This is a genomic window from Streptomyces sp. NBC_01622 (assembly GCF_045209635.1).
In the GTDB taxonomy this organism is placed as follows: domain Bacteria; phylum Actinomycetota; class Actinomycetes; order Streptomycetales; family Streptomycetaceae; genus Streptomyces.
This window is the reverse complement of record NZ_CP109293.1, coordinates 8,391,685-8,407,339: the sequence shown is the minus strand read 5'-3', so window position 1 is coordinate 8,407,339 and position 15,655 is coordinate 8,391,685. Positions and strand designations below refer to the sequence as shown.

13 protein-coding genes and 1 tRNA gene are annotated in these 15,655 nt (G+C 68.3%); 8 read left to right on the top strand and 6 right to left on the bottom strand.

All coding sequences use genetic code 11. From position 1 onward, the window contains the following. Positions 1–42 precede the first annotated feature (42 nt). The 5 genes from OH768_RS38905 (at position 43) to OH768_RS38885 (ending at position 5,761) form a co-directional block, all read left to right on the top strand. Positions 43–1,260, top strand: coding sequence for a branched-chain amino acid ABC transporter substrate-binding protein (locus OH768_RS38905; RefSeq protein WP_406465628.1), 1,218 nt, complete (start codon positions 43–45; stop codon positions 1,258–1,260). Between the two features lie 130 nt (positions 1,261–1,390). After that, entirely contained in the window at positions 1,391–2,320 is a 930-nt protein-coding gene (locus tag OH768_RS38900; RefSeq protein ID WP_406460881.1) for a branched-chain amino acid ABC transporter permease, read from the top strand. A 4-nt stretch (positions 2,321–2,324) separates the two neighbouring features. Next, complete coding sequence (locus OH768_RS38895) at positions 2,325–4,205, top strand: branched-chain amino acid ABC transporter permease (protein ID WP_406460879.1); 1,881 nt, start codon at positions 2,325–2,327, stop codon at positions 4,203–4,205. 6 nt (positions 4,206–4,211) lie between these two features. Then, the gene (locus tag OH768_RS38890) at positions 4,212–5,048 is read left to right on the top strand and encodes an ABC transporter ATP-binding protein (protein WP_406460878.1); all 837 of its coding nucleotides are present in this window, start codon (positions 4,212–4,214) and stop codon (positions 5,046–5,048) included. Continuing rightward, positions 5,045–5,761 carry an ABC transporter ATP-binding protein gene (locus OH768_RS38885; protein ID WP_019067662.1) on the top strand — a complete coding sequence of 239 codons (717 nt, stop codon included), beginning with the start codon at positions 5,045–5,047 and terminating at the stop codon, positions 5,759–5,761. Before OH768_RS38890 ends, OH768_RS38885 begins: the two co-directional genes overlap by 4 nt. A gap of 83 nt (positions 5,762–5,844) precedes the next feature. Here the strand turns inward: OH768_RS38885 and OH768_RS38880 are convergent, their stop codons facing one another. After that, complete coding sequence (locus OH768_RS38880) at positions 5,845–6,501, bottom strand: ANTAR domain-containing response regulator (protein WP_019062225.1); 657 nt, start codon at positions 6,499–6,501, stop codon at positions 5,845–5,847. 104 nt (positions 6,502–6,605) lie between these two features. Here OH768_RS38880 and OH768_RS38875 point away from each other — a divergent pair. Together OH768_RS38875 and OH768_RS38870 are read left to right on the top strand one after the other, a co-directional pair. Next, a tRNA-Leu gene (locus tag OH768_RS38875) sits at positions 6,606–6,688 on the top strand. Positions 6,689–6,768: 80 nt separating this feature from the next. Beyond that, positions 6,769–7,515 (top strand): helix-turn-helix domain-containing protein, encoded by a 747-nt coding sequence (locus tag OH768_RS38870; protein WP_406460875.1) that lies wholly within the window; start codon positions 6,769–6,771, stop codon positions 7,513–7,515. A 10-nt stretch (positions 7,516–7,525) separates the two neighbouring features. Here the strand turns inward: OH768_RS38870 and pyk are convergent, their stop codons facing one another. Both pyk and OH768_RS38860 read right to left on the bottom strand, forming a co-directional pair. After that, positions 7,526–8,962, bottom strand: coding sequence for a pyruvate kinase (pyk, locus tag OH768_RS38865; protein WP_406460873.1), 1,437 nt, complete (start codon positions 8,960–8,962; stop codon positions 7,526–7,528). 145 nt (positions 8,963–9,107) lie between these two features. After that, the gene (locus OH768_RS38860) at positions 9,108–9,827 is read right to left on the bottom strand and encodes an SIMPL domain-containing protein (RefSeq protein WP_406460871.1); all 720 of its coding nucleotides are present in this window, start codon (positions 9,825–9,827) and stop codon (positions 9,108–9,110) included. 127 nt (positions 9,828–9,954) lie between these two features. Here OH768_RS38860 and OH768_RS38855 point away from each other — a divergent pair, with 127 nt between their 5' ends. Beyond that, positions 9,955–11,757, top strand: a complete 1,803-nt coding sequence (locus OH768_RS38855; RefSeq protein ID WP_406460869.1) for a bifunctional metallophosphatase/5'-nucleotidase — start codon at positions 9,955–9,957, stop codon at positions 11,755–11,757. On the opposite strand, the gene OH768_RS38850 is transcribed toward OH768_RS38855, so the two are convergent. The 3 genes from OH768_RS38850 to OH768_RS38840 form a co-directional block, all read right to left on the bottom strand. Further along, positions 11,754–13,238: a lysine N(6)-hydroxylase/L-ornithine N(5)-oxygenase family protein gene (locus tag OH768_RS38850; RefSeq protein WP_406465626.1), complete on the bottom strand. Its 1,485-nt coding sequence runs from the start codon at positions 13,236–13,238 to the stop codon at positions 11,754–11,756. The genes OH768_RS38855 and OH768_RS38850 overlap by 4 nt on opposite strands. Positions 13,239–13,249: 11 nt before the next feature. Continuing rightward, positions 13,250–14,617, bottom strand: coding sequence for a pyridoxal phosphate-dependent decarboxylase family protein (locus tag OH768_RS38845; protein ID WP_406460867.1), 1,368 nt, complete (start codon positions 14,615–14,617; stop codon positions 13,250–13,252). 128 nt (positions 14,618–14,745) lie between these two features. After that, positions 14,746–15,579, bottom strand: a complete 834-nt coding sequence (locus OH768_RS38840) for an SDR family oxidoreductase (RefSeq protein ID WP_406460865.1) — start codon at positions 15,577–15,579, stop codon at positions 14,746–14,748. Between the last annotated feature and the right edge of the window lie 76 nt (positions 15,580–15,655).

The window sequence follows — 15,655 nt, the reverse complement described above, 5'->3', positions numbered from 1 at the left end:
CGACTGTGCCTGCGGAAAGGACAGATTGTGCGACAGCGTTCTCTGGTGATTCTTACCTCCGTACTCACCACCGGAGCTCTGACCCTCACCGCCTGCGGTTCCCGGGACAGCGGCAGCAAGAGTGACAGTGGGTCCACCACCCTGACCATCGGCGTCGACGCTCCCCTGTCCGGTGAGAACTCCACCACCGGCCTCGGTATCCAGTACGGCGTCCAGATAGCCGTCGACGACGCCAACAAGAACAACTGGGTCCCGGGCGTCAAGTTCAAGATCAAGGCCCTGGACGACAAGGCGCAGCCCGCCACCGGCCAGTCCAACGCGACCGCCTTCACCGGGGACAGCAACGTCGTCGGCGCCGTCGGCCCGCTGAACTCCGGCGTCGCCCAGTCGATGCAGCAGGTGTTCGCCTCGGCCAACATGGTCGAGATATCCCCCTCGAACACCAACCCCGCCCTGACCCAGGGCAAGGACTGGGCGACCACCAAGACGCGGCCGTACAAGACGTACTTCCGCACCGCCACCACCGACGCCCTCCAGGGTGCCTTCGCCGCCGACTACGCGTACAACGGCCTCAAGAAGAAGAAGGCCTTCGTCGTCGACGACAAGCAGACCTACGGCGCCGGCCTGGCCGGGATCTTCAACAGCGCCTTCAAGAAGCTCGGCGGCTCCATCGCGGGCACCGACCACGTCAACACCGGCGACACCGACTTCAGCTCGCTCGTCACAAAGATCAAGAACTCCGGCGCCGACCTGCTCTACTACGGCGGCCAGTACGACGAGTCGGAGAAGATCACCAAGCAGCTCAAGGGCGCCGGCGTCAAGATCCCGCTGTTCGGCGGTGACGGCATGTTCGCCACCACCTACATCCAGACCGCCGGCGCGGCAGCCGAAGGCGACCTCGCCACCTCCGTCGGCGTCCCCGCCGACACCCTGCCCGCCGCCAAGCAGTTCATCGCGACCTACAAGGCCAAGGGCTACAAGGGTGACTACGGCGCCTACGGTGCCTACGCCTACGACGCCGCCACCGCCATCATCAAGGCAGTGAAGGCCGCCAAGGACGCCAACGGCGACAAGCTGCCCGCGAGCAGCGACCTCCGCTCCAAGGTCGTCGACGCCGTCCAGAAGTCCGACTTCGAGGGCATCTCCGGCAAGGTCGCCTTCGACGAGTACGGCGACACCACGAACAAGCAGCTCACCGTCTACCAGGTCACCAAGGGCGCCTGGAAGGCCGTGAAGACCGGCACCTTCAACGGCAGCTGACCTCAGCTCCAGCACCACCGCACCACGGGCCGCGCGGAAGGAGGATCCCGACCGCGCGGCCCGTTGTCACACCCCCACCCCCAGGCACGCGATCTGTGCACACGACCCCAGCGACAATGGAGGCCACGCGGTGAACACCCTGCCGCAGCAGCTGGCCAACGGGCTGCTCCTAGGCTCGATGTACGGGCTGATCGCCATCGGCTACACGATGGTGTACGGCATCGTCCAGCTCATCAACTTCGCGCACGGCGAGATCTTCATGACCGGGGCCTTCGGCGCCCTCACGGTCTACGCCTACATCCTGCCCGACGGCACCTCGATGGTGGTCGCCGTACCGCTCATGCTGATCGGCGGCGGAATCGTCTCCGTCCTCGTCGCGGTAGGGGCCGAACGATTCGCCTACCGCCCCCTGCGGCAAGCACCACGACTGGCACCCCTGATCACCGCCATCGGCCTCTCCCTGTCACTGCAGGAACTCGTCCGGAACTTCTACCCGGGCGCCGACAAGGCCCGCTCCTTCCCCAGCCTCGACGGCAACCACGGCATCGGCTCCGTCACCATCTCCGACGCCGACATCTTCCTGGTCATCGCCGCCGTCATCTGCATGTCCGGCCTCGCCTGGTTCGTCCGCAAGAGCCGCACCGGCCGCGCCATGCAGGCCACCGCCCAGGACCCGGACACCGCCCAGCTGATGGGCATCGACACCAACCGGATCATCGTCATCGCGTTCGCCATCGGCGGCTTCTTCGCCGCCGTAGCAGCCGTCTCCTACGGCCTCAAGTACGGCAACATCGACTACCGCATGGGCTTCCTGATGGGCCTCAAGGCCTTCACCGCGGCCGTCATGGGCGGCATCGGCAACATCTACGGCGCCATGCTCGGCGGAGTCGTCCTCGGCGTCGCCGAGACCCTCGCCTCCGCCTACATCAGCAAGATCCCCGGCATGGAACAGCTCGGCGGCTCCAGCTGGGCCAACGTATGGGCTTTCTGTCTCCTCATCCTCGTACTGCTGTTCAGGCCACAGGGCCTGCTCGGCGAACGCGTCGCGGACAGGGCGTGATCACATGACCGAGACGACCAAAACCCCGGCCACCCCGCCCACCCACGACGCCACCGCGACCGCGCACCAGGGCCTCATCCCGATGCCCGCCGCAGCGGCCCGCGCACTCACCCTCGGCGGCGGCATCGCCACCATCGTCTCCGCGTTCCTCGCCTGGACGTGGACCTCCGACTTCCCCGGCGACCTCACGGTCTACGGCTACCCCGGCGGCCTGCAATGGCTCACCGTCGTGGGCGGCCTCCTCGTAGCCCTCTTCGCCCTCGCCGGATACGGCGTCCGCGGCCTCGGCTGGCTCACCCCCGCCGGCGCCACTGGCGCCACCCTCCTCACCGCACTCGGCGTCTTCGCCACCACCTGGTACACGGTCATAGCGATCGCCGTGAAACTCGGCGGATTCGTCAACCTCGAACCCGGCGCGTACATCGCGGCCATCGCCTCCCTCGCCACGGTCATCGGCGCCTTCGGCCTGCCCGCCGGCGAAGGCGCGGTCCAGAGGGCGAAGGAAGCGTCCGGCTCCTACCTCGCCATCCACGGCCGCTCCCGGCTGCGGCTCGTCCTCGCCGGCGTCAAGTTCCTCAACGCCTATATCGGCAAACCCGCCACCATCCCCGCCGCCGCACCCACCGCCCCCTGGATCCAGCGACTCGTCATCACGATCGTCGCCGCCCTCGCCCTCACCGTCTTCGCCTACGGCATCGACGCCGAGGACCAACTCTTCGTCGGCTTCCTCATCGTGGTCGTCTTCACCACCTGGGCCCTGCACAGCGCCGGCCTCTTCGACCGGTTCAGCCACCTCACGGCCGCCAACCGCAGCTTCGCCCTCGCCATGGGCTTCGTCGCCGCGATCGGCTTCCCCTTCACCCAGACCAACGACCACTACGCCAACCTCGGCGTCAACATCCTGATCTTCGGGACCGTCGCCCTCGGCCTCAACATCGTCGTCGGCCTCGCCGGACTCCTCGACCTCGGCTACGTCGCCTTCCTCGGCGTCGGCGCTTACACCGCCGCCCTGGTCTCCGGCTCCGAGTTCTCCAAGTTCTCCGGCGTCCAGTTCCCCTTCTGGGCCGCAGCACTCACCGGCGCAGCCGCCAGCCTCATCTTCGGCGTCCTCATCGGCGCCCCCACCCTGCGCCTGCGCGGCGACTACCTCGCCATCGTGACCCTCGGCTTCGGAGAGATCTTCCGCATCTCCGTCAACAACATGGACGGCGTCTCCGGCCCCGACATCACCAACGGCCCCAACGGCATCCCGTCCATCCCCGACCTGTCGTTCTTCGGCTTCAACTTCGGCCACAACCACGACATCGCCGGATTCACCATCGGCCGGTTCGCCAACTACTACCTGCTCATGGTCCTGATCAGCGCCCTCGTCGTCACGATCTACCGCCGCGCCTCCGACTCCCGCATCGGCCGATCCTGGATCGCCATCCGCGAGGACGAGACCGCCGCCACCGCCATGGGCATCAACGGCTTCCGCGTCAAGCTCATCGCCTTCGCCCTCGGCGCCACCCTCGCCGGCCTCGCCGGCACCGTCAGCGCCCACGTCACCTACAGCGTGGTGCCGAACCCGTACCAGTTCGCCGGAGCGGCCCCGCCCAACTCCGCGTTCCTCCTGGCCGCCGTAGTCCTCGGCGGCATGGGCACGGTCTCCGGACCCTTCCTCGGCGCGGCCCTGCTCTACCTGCTCCCGGAGAAGCTCGTCGCCCTCCAGGACAAGTCGCTCCTCGCCTTCGGCATCGCGCTCATCCTCCTGATGCGCTTCCGCCCCGAAGGACTCATCCCCAACCGCCGACGCCAGCTCGAATTCCACGAGACCGGCCAACTCGACGTACCGGACACCACGACCCTGACCGACGAACCGGCCATCACCAAGGCAGGGGCGTAGAGAGCCATGACGACACCAGTACTCGAAGCCCGTGACGTCACCATGCGCTTCGGCGGGCTCACCGCCGTCCGATCCGTCGACTTCACCGTCAACTCCGGCGAGATCGTAGGCCTCATCGGCCCCAACGGCGCCGGCAAGACCACCTTCTTCAACTGCCTCACCGGCCTCTACGTCCCCACCGAGGGCACGGTCTCCTACCAGGGCACGGTGCTTCCCCCGAAGCCCCACCTCGTCACCAAGGCCGGCATCGCCCGCACCTTCCAGAACATCCGCCTGTTCGCCAACATGACGGTCCTGGAAAACGTCCTCGTCGGCCGCCACACCCGCACCAAGGAAGGCCTCTGGTCGGCCCTCCTGCGCGGCCCCGGCTTCAAGAAGGCCGAAAAGGCCAGCGAAGAACGCGCCATGGAACTCCTGGAGTTCATCGGCCTCGCCCACAAGCGAGACCACCTCGCCAGGAACCTCCCCTACGGCGAACAGCGCAAGCTGGAGATCGCACGCGCCCTCGCGTCCGAGCCGGGCCTGCTCCTGCTCGACGAGCCGACGGCCGGCATGAACCCCCAAGAGACGCGCGCCACCGAAGAGTTGGTCTTCGCCATCCGCGACAAGGGCATCGCCGTCCTCGTCATCGAGCACGACATGCGCTTCATCTTCAACCTCTGCGACCGCGTAGCCGTCCTCGTCCAGGGCGAGAAACTCGTCGAAGGCACCTCCGACGTCGTCCAGGCCGACGAACGCGTCGTCGCCGCCTACCTCGGCGAACCGTTCGAAGGCATACCCGAAGACACATCGCCCGCGACGGAAGCGGAGAGCAACACCAGCGCCAAGGGAGAAGCCCAGTGACCGCACTGCTAGAGGTCGAGGACCTCAGGGTCTCCTACGGCAAGATCGAAGCCGTCAAGGGCATCTCCTTCAGCGTCGAGGCCGGCCAGGTCGTCACCCTCATCGGCACCAACGGCGCCGGCAAGACGACGACCCTGCGCACCCTCTCGGGCCTGCTCCAGCCCTCCGGCGGCAAGATCACCTTCGACGGCAAGCCGCTCAACAGCGTCCCCGCCCACAAGATCGTCGCCCTCGGCCTGGCCCACTCCCCCGAAGGCCGGCACATCTTCCCCCGCCTCACCATCGCGGAGAACCTCCAGCTCGGCGCCTTCCTCCGCAAGGACAAAGAAGGCATCGAAAAGGACATCCAGCGCGCCTACGACCTCTTCCCCATCCTCGGAGAACGTCAGAAGCAGGCCGCGGGAACCCTCTCCGGCGGCGAGCAGCAGATGCTGGCCATGGGCCGCGCGCTCATGTCCCAGCCGAAACTGCTGATGCTGGACGAGCCGTCCATGGGCCTCTCCCCGATCATGATGCAGAAGATCATGGCGACGATCGTCGAGCTCAAGGCGTCGGGCACGACGATCCTGCTGGTCGAACAGAACGCCCAGGCAGCCCTGTCCCTCGCCGACCAGGGCCACGTCATGGAGGTCGGCAACATCGTCCTCTCCGGCTCGGGCGAGGACCTGCTGCACGACGAGTCGGTACGGAAGGCGTACCTCGGCGAGGACTGAGGTCACCAGCGTCCTTCTCCACGACGAGGCCCGCGCCCCCTGAGCTGGGGGCGCGGGCCTCGTCGTAGTGACTGTCGGCAGTGTCAGCCCTTCGAGGACTTCTTCTCGTCCGCGTCCTGGATGACCGCCTCGGCGACCTGCTGCATCGACATCCGACGGTCCATCGACGTCTTCTGGATCCAGCGGAACGCGGCGGGCTCGGACAGTCCGTACTCGGTCTGCAGGATCGACTTCGCGCGGTCGACCAGCTTGCGGGTCTCCAGCCGCAGCGTGAGGTCGGCGACCTCCTGCTCAAGCTGCTTGAGCTCGGTGAAGCGCGACACCGCCATCTCGATCGCGGGCACGACGTCACTCTTGCTGAACGGCTTCACGAGGTACGCCATCGCACCGGCGTCCCTGGCCCGCTCGACGAGGTCACGCTGCGAGAAGGCGGTGAGCATCAGCACGGGGGCAATGCCCTCCTCGGCGATCTTCTCGGCCGCGGAGATACCGTCCAGCTTCGGCATCTTCACGTCGAGGATCACGAGGTCGGGCTTGTGCTCACGGGCCAGCTCGACGGCCTGCTCACCGTCGCCGGCCTCACCGACGACGGTGTACCCCTCTTCTTCGAGCATCTCTTTGAGATCGAGCCGAATCAGGGCCTCGTCCTCGGCGATGACGACACGGGTCGTCAGCGGAGGCACGTGCGACTTGTCGTCGTCGGGCGCGTCTACGGGCTGGGGCGACTCGGGGGCGGTCACGGGGGCTCCTTGGTGCGGGCCGGGCAGGTTGTGCTGCTTATGCAGCCTACCTAGAGGCGGGGACCTGCGGTGACCCGGTAGACTTCCCGACGGCTCACCAACCTGCCCGGTTGGAGGAACTGGTCAGACTCGCGGTGCTCAAACCACCGTGCCTTAGGGCATGTGGGTTCGAATCCCACACCGGGCACTTGTAAGCGGAGGTTCACGTTCGCGTGAACCTCCGCTTTTTGCTGCGTGCCGTGACGATCACTCTCACAGAGTGTCCATATGTACGACATCAGCACACGCAAGCGAGCACTCGCGCTGGTCGAACAAGGCCGCAGCCTCAACTCCGTGAGCCGCGAGACCGGCATCTCACGCGCAGCGATCCGCTCTTGGCAGGATCGGCTCGAACCGCTGCCCAGCATCTCGACTCCGGACCCCGGACCACCTGCCGACCATCACGCCTACGCCTACCTCCTGGGCCTGTACCTCGGCGACGGCTGTATCAGCCCCCACCCTCGCGGCACCGGCTACTACCTCAGGATCGCGTGCGCCGACGCATGGCCCGGTCTCCTCCAACTGTGTCGTGAAGCCATCTCGAAGGTGCGCCCTGGCATTGGCGTCCACGCACTCCAGAAGGAGGGCTACGCGATGGTCACCAGCTACTTCCGGCACTGGCCCAATCTGTTTCCCCAGCATGCCCCCGGCAAGAAGCACCAGCGCCGCATCGCCCTCGAACCCTGGCAGCAGGAAATCGTCGACGCCCACCCCTGGGAATTCACCCGGGGTCTCATCCACTCCGACGGCTGTCGTATCACCAACTGGACCACCCGCATGGTCGCCGGTGAACGCAAGCGCTACGAATACCCCCGGTACTTCTTCACCAACCTCTCAACAGATATCAGGCAGCTCTACACCGACACCCTCGACAAAGTCGGCGTCAGCTGGAAACAGGCGAACGCGCAGAACATCTCCGTCGCCCGCAAAGCCTCAGTAGCCCTCATGGACACCCACGTGGGCCCCAAACACTGACCCTCCTCCGCTACTTGGGACTGTCGTCCTCGCCGACATGGTGCACGCGGACGAGGTTCGTCGAGCCGGCCACTCCGGGGGGCGAGCCCGCCGTGATGACGACGATGTCGCCCTTCTGGCAGCGGCCGTACTTGAGGAGGAGTTCGTCGACCTGGTCGACCATCGCGTCGGTGGAGTCGACGTGGGGGCCGAGGATGGTCTCCACGCCCCAGGTAAGGGTGAGTTGGGCGCGGGTGGCCGGGTCGGGGGTGAAGGCCATCACGGGGATGGGGGACCTGTAGCGCGAGAGCCTGCGGACGGTGTCGCCGGACTGGGTGAAGGCGACCAGGTACTTCGCGCCGAGGAAGTCGCCCATCTCGGCGGCGGCCCGGGCCACCGCGCCGCCCTGGGTGCGGGGCTTGTTGCGTTCGGTCAGCGGGGGCAGGCCCTTGGCGAGGATGTCTTCCTCGGCGGCTTCGACGATGCGGGCCATGGTGGTGACGGTGGCGATGGGGTACTTGCCGACGCTGGTCTCGCCGGACAGCATCACCGCGTCCGTGCCGTCGATGACCGCGTTCGCCACGTCGGAGGCTTCCGCCCTGGTCGGGCGGGAGTTCTCGATCATCGAGTCGAGCATCTGGGTGGCGACGATGACCGGTTTGGCGTTGCGCTTGGCCAGTTTGATGGCGCGCTTCTGGACGATCGGAACCTGTTCGAGGGGCATTTCGACGCCGAGGTCGCCGCGGGCGACCATGATGCCGTCGAAGGCGGCGACGATGCCGTCGATGGCCTCGACCGCCTGGGGCTTCTCGACCTTGGCGATGACGGGGAGGCGGTGGCCCTCCTCGTCCATGATGCGGTGGACGTCGTCGATGTCCTTGCCGCTGCGGACGAAGGAGAGGGCGATGACGTCGAAGCCGGAGCGCAGCGCCCAGCGGAGGTCGTTCTCGTCCTTGTCGGAGAGGGCGGGGACGGAGACGGAGACTCCGGGGAGGTTGAGGCCCTTGTGGTCGGAGACCATGCCGCCTTCGACGACCTGGGTGTGGACGCGGGGGCCGTCGACGGAGGTGACTTCGAGGCAGACCTTGCCGTCGTCGACGAGGACGCGTTCGCCGGGGGTGACGTCGGTGGCGAGGCCGGCGTAGGTGGTGCCGCAGGACTGGCGGTCGCCTTCGGCGCCGTCTTCGACGGTGATGGTGAAGGTGTCTCCGCGTTCAAGGAGTACGGGGCCTTCGGTGAATCGGCCGAGTCGGATCTTCGGGCCTTGAAGGTCGGCGAGCATTCCGATGCTGCGGCCGGTCTCTTCGGCGGCCTTTCGCACCAGCTGGAAGCGCTCCTCGTGTTCGGCGTGGGTGCCGTGGCTGAGGTTGAAGCGGGCTACGTCCATTCCGGCTTCGACCAGGGCTTTGATCTGGTCGTACGAGTCGGTGGCGGGGCCCAATGTACAGACGATTTTTGCTCGGCGCATGGTTTGAGCCTAGAGCTTACCGACGGGTAGGGAATTGGTCGCGCATGACTACTCAACAACCTTTGGGTGAAGGATTATTGACAAGGCTTGAATGTGCGGTGGGGTGCTCCAATGAGCGTTCGAATCGGTGAATTGCGGGGTCGGATCACAGGCTCGGGGGCGCCATGGTGAAGCGTGCGTTGACCTGGGCGTAGACGTGTTGCCGTTGGGGTTCGAGGTCGAGGGGTGCGGCGGCGGTGTCCTCGGCGGCTGCTCCCGCGAGGGACATGGAGCGCATACGGCGCTGGGGAGATCCGTAGGTTTCGGCGTTCTCGGCGCCGATGTCGGCGAGTTCCACGAGGGCGGCGAGGGTGGTGCCGAGTGCTTCGGCGTATTCGCGGGCGCGTTGGACGGCTTCGCGTACGGCTTGCTGGCGGGCCTGGCGGTGGACGGGTGAGTCGGGGCGCAGGGCCCACCAGGGGCCGTCGACGCGGGTGAGTTCCAGGTCGGCAAGGCGGGTGGTGAGTTCGCCGAGGGTGGTGAAGTCGGCGAGTTCGGCGGTGATGTGGACTCTGCCGTGGTAGCGGTGGACGCGTTCGCCGCGGCCGTGCTTGGTGAGTTCGGGGGTGATGGAGAAGCCGCCGGTTTCGAGGCGTTCGACTGCTTCGCCGTAGCTTTTGACCAGGTCGAGGACGGTGGCGTTGCGGCGGGTGAGGTCGTCGAGGGCGGTGCGGCGGTCGGTGCCGCGGGCGGCGACGGTGATGCCGATGCGGGCGATTTCGGGGTCGACTTCGAGGCGGGCCTCGCCGCGGACGGCGATGCGCGGGGCGTCGGGGGTGCCGTAGGGGACGGCGGGTTGGGGTTCGTCCGGGGTGGGGGTGGTCATACGTCCCACTCTGTCAGTTGTGGCGTCTTCTGGTCATCAGATCGAAACCTGCGGAGCCTGTCGCTTCCAGTAAGAGACGAGTAAGAATCTACGCGCGTTGTTGACCGTTTCCCGAGGAGATCCAGACATGCCCTTGAACCGCCGGAAGTTCCTGAAGAAGTCCGCCGTGACGGGTGCGGGGGTGGCGCTGGCCGGTGCGGCGGCGGCTCCGGCGGCGCAGGCCGCGGAGCAGAAGCCGGGCAGGCCCCCGAAGCGGTACTCGCTGACCGTGCTGGGCACGACCGACCTGCACGGGCATGTCTTCAACTGGGACTACTTCAAGGACGCGGAGTACTCGGACGCCAAGGGCAACGCCATGGGTCTGGCGCGGGTGTCGACCCTGGTGAACCAGATCCGGCAGGAGAAGGGCCGGCGGAACACGCTGCTGCTGGACGCGGGCGACACGATCCAGGGCACGCCGCTGACGTACTACTTCGCGAAGGTGGATCCGATCACCGCCAAGGGCGGTCCGGTGCATCCGATGGCGCAGGCGATGAACGCGATCGGGTACGACGCGGCGGCGCTGGGCAACCACGAGTTCAACTACGGCATCGAGACGCTGCGGAAGTTCGAGGACCAGTGCCGCTTCCCGCTGCTGGGCGCGAACGCGCTGGACGCGAAGACGCTGAAGCCGGCGTTCCCGCCGTACTTCATCAAGAAGTTCCAGGTGCCGGGCGCGCCGCCGGTGAAGGTGGCGGTGCTGGGGCTGACGAACCCGGGGATCGCGATCTGGGACAAGGCGTATGTGCAGGGGAAGTTGACGTTCCCGGGGCTTGAGGAGCAGGCCGCGAAGTGGGTGCCGAAGCTCAGGTCGATGGGGGCGGATGTCGTCGTGGTGTCGGCGCATTCGGGGTCGTCGGGGACGTCGTCGTACGGTGATCAGCTGCCGTACGTGGAGAACTCGGCGGCGCTGGTCGCGCAGCAGGTGCCGGGGATCGACGCGATTCTGGTGGGTCACGCGCATGTGGAGATCCCGGAGTTGAAGGTCACCAACACGGCGACGGGGAAGACGGTCGTGCTGTCCGAACCGCTGTGCTACGCCGAGCGGTTGAGCGTGTTCGACTTCGAGTTGGTCTTCGAGAAGGGGCGTTGGACCGTCGAGTCGGTGGCGGCTTCGCTGCGGGACGCGAAGACGGTCGCGGACGATCCGAAGATCACGCGGTTGCTGAAGGACGAGCACGCGCTGGTCGTGGAGTACGTCAACCAGGTGGTCGGTACGGCGACGGCGACGCTGACGACGGTGGACGCGCGGTACAAGGACGCGCCGATCATCGATCTGATCACCAAGGTCCAGGAAGACGTGGTGAAGGCGGCGTTGGCGGGGACGGCGTATGCGTCGCTGCCGGTGATCGCGCAGGCGTCGCCGTTCTCGCGGACCTCGGAGATCCCGGCGGGCGAGGTGACGATCCGGGATCTGTCGGGTCTGTACGTGTACGACAACACGCTGGTGGCGAAGTTGCTGTCGGGTGCTCAGGTGCGGGCGTATCTGGAGTACTCGGCGGAGTACTTCGTGCAGACGGCCGCCGACGCGGTCGTCGACACGGAGAAGTTGACGAACGCGGGTGGCCGTCCGGACTACAACTACGACTACGTGTCGGGGTTCTCGTACGACATCGACATCGCGCAGGCGGCCGGTTCGCGAATCAAGAACCTCACCTGCAACGGTGCGGCGCTGGACGACGCGCAGCAGTTCGTGCTGGCGGTGAACAACTACCGGGCGAACGGCGGCGGTGCGTTCCCGCATGTGGCGTCGGCGACCGAGGTGTGGTCGGAGTCGACGGAGATCCGGACGCGGATCGCGGAGTGGGTGACCGCGAAGGGTGTGCTGGATCCGGCGGAGTTCGCTTCGGTGGACTGGAAGTTGACGCGGAACGGCACGCCTGTCTTCTAGTGCTTGTCTGTCTTCTGGCGCCCGCTGGAGCCCTCACCTGCCTTCGACGAGGAGGTGAGGGTCCGGGCCTGCCGGGCCTGGGGGATCTGGGCCTGCGGGTCGAGCCCGAAGGTCGTGAAGGCCGTTCGGTCCGGCAGGGGGTAAGGCTCTTTGCCGGTCAGGGAGTTGAGGATGGTGGCGCTGCGCCAGGCGGCGAGGCCGAGGTCGGGGGCGCCGACTCCGTGGGTGTGGAGTTCGGCGTTCTGGACGTAGACGTGGCAGTCGGCGCCGGTGACGGAGGGGTCGAGGACGAGTCTGAACTGCTTGTCGATGTGCGGGCGTTCGGCGCTGTCGCGGCGCAGGTAGGGGTCGAGTCCGGCGAGGATGCGGCCGAGGGGGCGTTCGCGGTAGCCGGTGGCGAGGACGACGGCGTCGGTGGTGAGGCGGGAGCGGGTGTTCTGCTGGACGTGTTCCAGGTGGAGTTCGACCTTGGTGGTCGTGATCCGGCCGGCGGTGCGGACGCGGACGCCGGGGGTGAGGATGGCGTCGGGCCAACCGCCGTGCAGGGTACGGCGGTAGAGCTCGTCGTGGATGGCGGCGATGGTGTCGGCGTCGATGCCCTTGTGGAGCTGCCACTGTGCGGTGACGAGGCGGTCGCGGACGGGTTCGGCGAGGGCGTGGAAGTAGCGGGTGTAGTCGGGGGTGAAGTGCTCCAGGCCGAGCTTGGAGTACTCCATGGGGGCGAAGGCCTCGCTGCGGCCGATCCAGTGGAGTTTCTCGAGTCCCGCGGGCCGGTTGCGGAGCAGGTCGAGGAAGACTTCGGCCCCGGTCTGTCCGGAGCCGATGACGGTGATGTGTTCGGCGGCGAGGAGCGTTTCGCGGTGGGCGAGGTAGTCGGCGGCGTGGATGACGGGGACGCCGGGGGCTTCGACGAGGGGCTTGAGCGGGTCGGGGACGTAGGGGGCGGTGCCGACGCCGAGGACGATGTTCTTGGTGTACGTCCGCCCGAGGGCCCCGGCCTCTCCGTCGCTGTCGAGCTGGGTGAAGTCGACTTCGAAGACGTCGCGTTCGGGGTTGAAGCGGACGGCGTCGACCTGGTGGCCGAAGTGGAGTCCGGGGAGGCTGTCCGCGACCCAGCGGCAGTAGGCGTCGTACTCGGCGCGCTGGATGCGGAAGCGCTCGGCGAAGTAGAAGGGGAAGAGCCGGTCGCGGGCCCGCAGGTAGTTGAGGAAGGACCAGGGGCTCGCGGGGTCGGCGAGGGTCACCAGGTCGGCGAGGAAGGGGACTTGGACGGTGGTGCCGTCGATGAGCAGGCCGGGGTGCCAGTCGAAGCCGGGGCGCTGTTCGTAGAAGGCGGTGTCGAGCTCGGTGAGGGGGTGGGCGAGGGCGGCGAGGGAGAGGTTGAAGGGGCCGATGCCGATGCCGACCAGGTCGCGGGGTGGATCGGGTTCGTGGCGTGGGGGGTTGGGGGTCTGGGGGTGACCCGTCGAGGGGTGGCTCATCGGGGGGTGGCTCATCGGGGGGTGTGCCCTTCCACCAGTTTCAGGAGGGCGGCCAGGTCGTCGGGCCGGGTGTGGGGGTTGAGGAGGGTGGCCTTGAGCCAGAGCCGGCCGTCGAGGGCGGCCCGGCCGAGGACGGCGCGTCCGTCGTGGAGGAGTTGTCGGCGTACGGCGGCCACGGCCTCGTCGGTGGCTTCGGCGGGCCGGAACAGCACGGTGCTGATGACGGGCGGGTCGTAGAGCTCGAAGCCGGGGTGGTTGTGGACCATGGCGGCGAACTCCCGTGCGCGGGCGCAGACTTGGTCGACGAGGGTGCCGAGTCCGGTGCGGCCGAGGGTTTTCAGGGTGACGGCGAGTTTGAGGACGTCGGGGCGTCGGGTGGTGCGCATGGAGCGGCCAAGGAGGTCGGGGAGGCCGGCTTCGGTGTCGTCGTCGGCGTTGAGGTAGTCGGCGCGCTGGGTGAGGGCGGCGAGGTCGCGGGGGTGGCGTACGGCGAGGAGGCCGGCGGCGACGGGCTGCCAGCCGAGTTTGTGCAGGTCGAGGGTGACGGTGTGGGCGCGGTCGAGGCCGGCGAGTTTGTCGCGGTGGCGGTCGCTGAAGACGAGGCCTCCGCCGTAGGCGGCGTCGATGTGGAGGCGGGCGCCATGGGCGGCGCACAGGCCGGCGATCTCGGGGAGCGGGTCGATGAGGCCGGCGTCGGTGGTGCCTGCGGTGGCGGCGACCAGGACGGAGCCGCGGGGGCCGGGCAGGGCGGTGAGGGCCTCGTCGAGGGCGGCGGGGTCGAGGGTGCCGGCGGGTGCGGGGACGACGACGGGGTCGGGCAGGCCGAGGAGCCAGGCGGCGCGGGGCAGGGAGTGGTGGGCGTTGCTTCCGCAGACCAACTGCACGGTGCCGCTGTGGGCTTCGCGGGCGAGGAGCAGGGCGAGTTGGTTGGCTTCGGTGCCGCCGCTGGTGACGAGGGCGTCGGCGAGGCCGATCTCGTGGGCGAGGGTGCGGGTGACGAGGGCTTCGAGGGCGGAGGCGGCGGGGGCCTGGTCCCAGGAGTCGAGCGAGGGGTTCAGCGCGCTGACGGCGAGGTCGGCGGCGGTGGCGACGGCGAGCGGCGGGCAGTGCAGGTGTGCCGCGCACAGCGGGTCGGCGGGGTCGGCGGCGCCTTCGGCGAGGGCGTGCACGAGGGTGCGCAGGGCGGTTGGGTCGCCGTCTTCGGGGAGTACGTCCCCCACGGCCTCCCGGAGCCGGGCGGCGACCGCGTCGGGGCCGCCGGCCGGGAACGGTCCGCCGCGGGCGCGCCGTCCGGTGCCGAGCGCGGCGAGGACGGTGTCGAGCAACGGCCGCAGGGCGTCGGGGCCTTCGGCGCCTGAGGCGAGGGGCGCGTTGCTCATGGGCTGTCCTCCGGGGCGCGGGGCAGGGGGAGTTCCAGCTTGTACGCAGGTGGGTCGACGCGCCCGGAAAGTACAACGATCAGAACCCGAAAGGGGGTACTGCCGTGCGGGGAAAACGTGTTGGGGGGTCAGGCCTTGAAGTCGTCCGCGTGGTCCTTCGCCCAGGTGGTGAACGGGCGGGCCGGTACCCCGGTGATGTCCTCGACCGCGGTGGTGGTCTCCGGTGTCGTGCCGACGCTCGCGGCGAGGCCCTTGAGGAGGCCGCGGAGCATTTCCGGTGGTACGTGCGGGAAGAGGCGGGAGTCCGCCTCGTCGGCCGGGATCTCGGTGAAGCGCAGATCGCGGCCGACCGCGTGGCCGATCGCGGTGATCTGCTGGGCCGTGGTGATCGGTTCGGGGCCGGTGAGGCGGTGGGCGGCGCCTTCGTGGCCGGGGTCGAGGAGGGTGCGTTCGGCCACGGCGGCGATGTCGTCCTCGTGGATGGGGGCCGAGACCGCGTCGGCGTAGGGGCCGCGCACGGTGTCGCCGACGCGGATCTGCGCGGTCCACTGGAGGGCGTTGGCCGCGAAGGCGTGGGGCCGCAGGATGGTCGCCGCCAGGCCGCTGTCGTGTACCTGTTGTTCGGCCTTGGCGTGCCAGATGTGGATGGGGTGGCTGGTGTCGGCGCCCTCTCGGACGATTCCGGAGGAGAGCATGACGACGTGCCGGACGCCGGCCGCGCGGGCCGCGTCGAGCAGTGCCCCGGTCGCGTCGCCGGTGGCCTGGAGGTTCAGGAAGAGCTGGGTCGCGCCGGTGAACAGGGCGGCGGGGTCGTCGAGTTGGTGGCGGACGACCTCCGCCTGCGGCGGTAATCCGGCCCGCTGGGGGTCGCGCGTCAGCGCCCGCACGGGCCGGCCCGCGGCGGTGAGGCGTTCCACCAGTGCGCGGCCGACGTTGCCGGTGGCACCTGTCACTACGATCACGGGTTCCTCCTGGGCTGATCGTCCTTGGCTCAACCGAGCCTAGGAAGGACGATCAGCCCGCCGCATCGTCGGCAGG

Bases quoted from the DNA above. Each gene is read 5' to 3' on its own strand.
- OH768_RS38860 (WP_406460871.1), bottom strand. From the start codon at position 9,827: ATGACCACCCCCACCCCGGACGAACCCCAACCCGCCGTCCCCTACGGC.
- OH768_RS38890 (WP_406460878.1), top strand. From the start codon at position 4,212: ATGACGACACCAGTACTCGAAGCCCGTGACGTCACCATGCGCTTCGGC.
- OH768_RS38870 (WP_406460875.1), top strand. From the start codon at position 6,769: ATGTACGACATCAGCACACGCAAGCGAGCACTCGCGCTGGTCGAACAA.
- OH768_RS38845 (WP_406460867.1), bottom strand. From the start codon at position 14,617: ATGAGCAACGCGCCCCTCGCCTCAGGCGCCGAAGGCCCCGACGCCCTG.
- pyk (WP_406460873.1), bottom strand. From the start codon at position 8,962: ATGCGCCGAGCAAAAATCGTCTGTACATTGGGCCCCGCCACCGACTCG.
- OH768_RS38895 (WP_406460879.1), top strand. From the start codon at position 2,325: ATGACCGAGACGACCAAAACCCCGGCCACCCCGCCCACCCACGACGCC.
- OH768_RS38850 (WP_406465626.1), bottom strand. From the start codon at position 13,238: ATGAGCCACCCCTCGACGGGTCACCCCCAGACCCCCAACCCCCCACGC.
- OH768_RS38855 (WP_406460869.1), top strand. From the start codon at position 9,955: ATGCCCTTGAACCGCCGGAAGTTCCTGAAGAAGTCCGCCGTGACGGGT.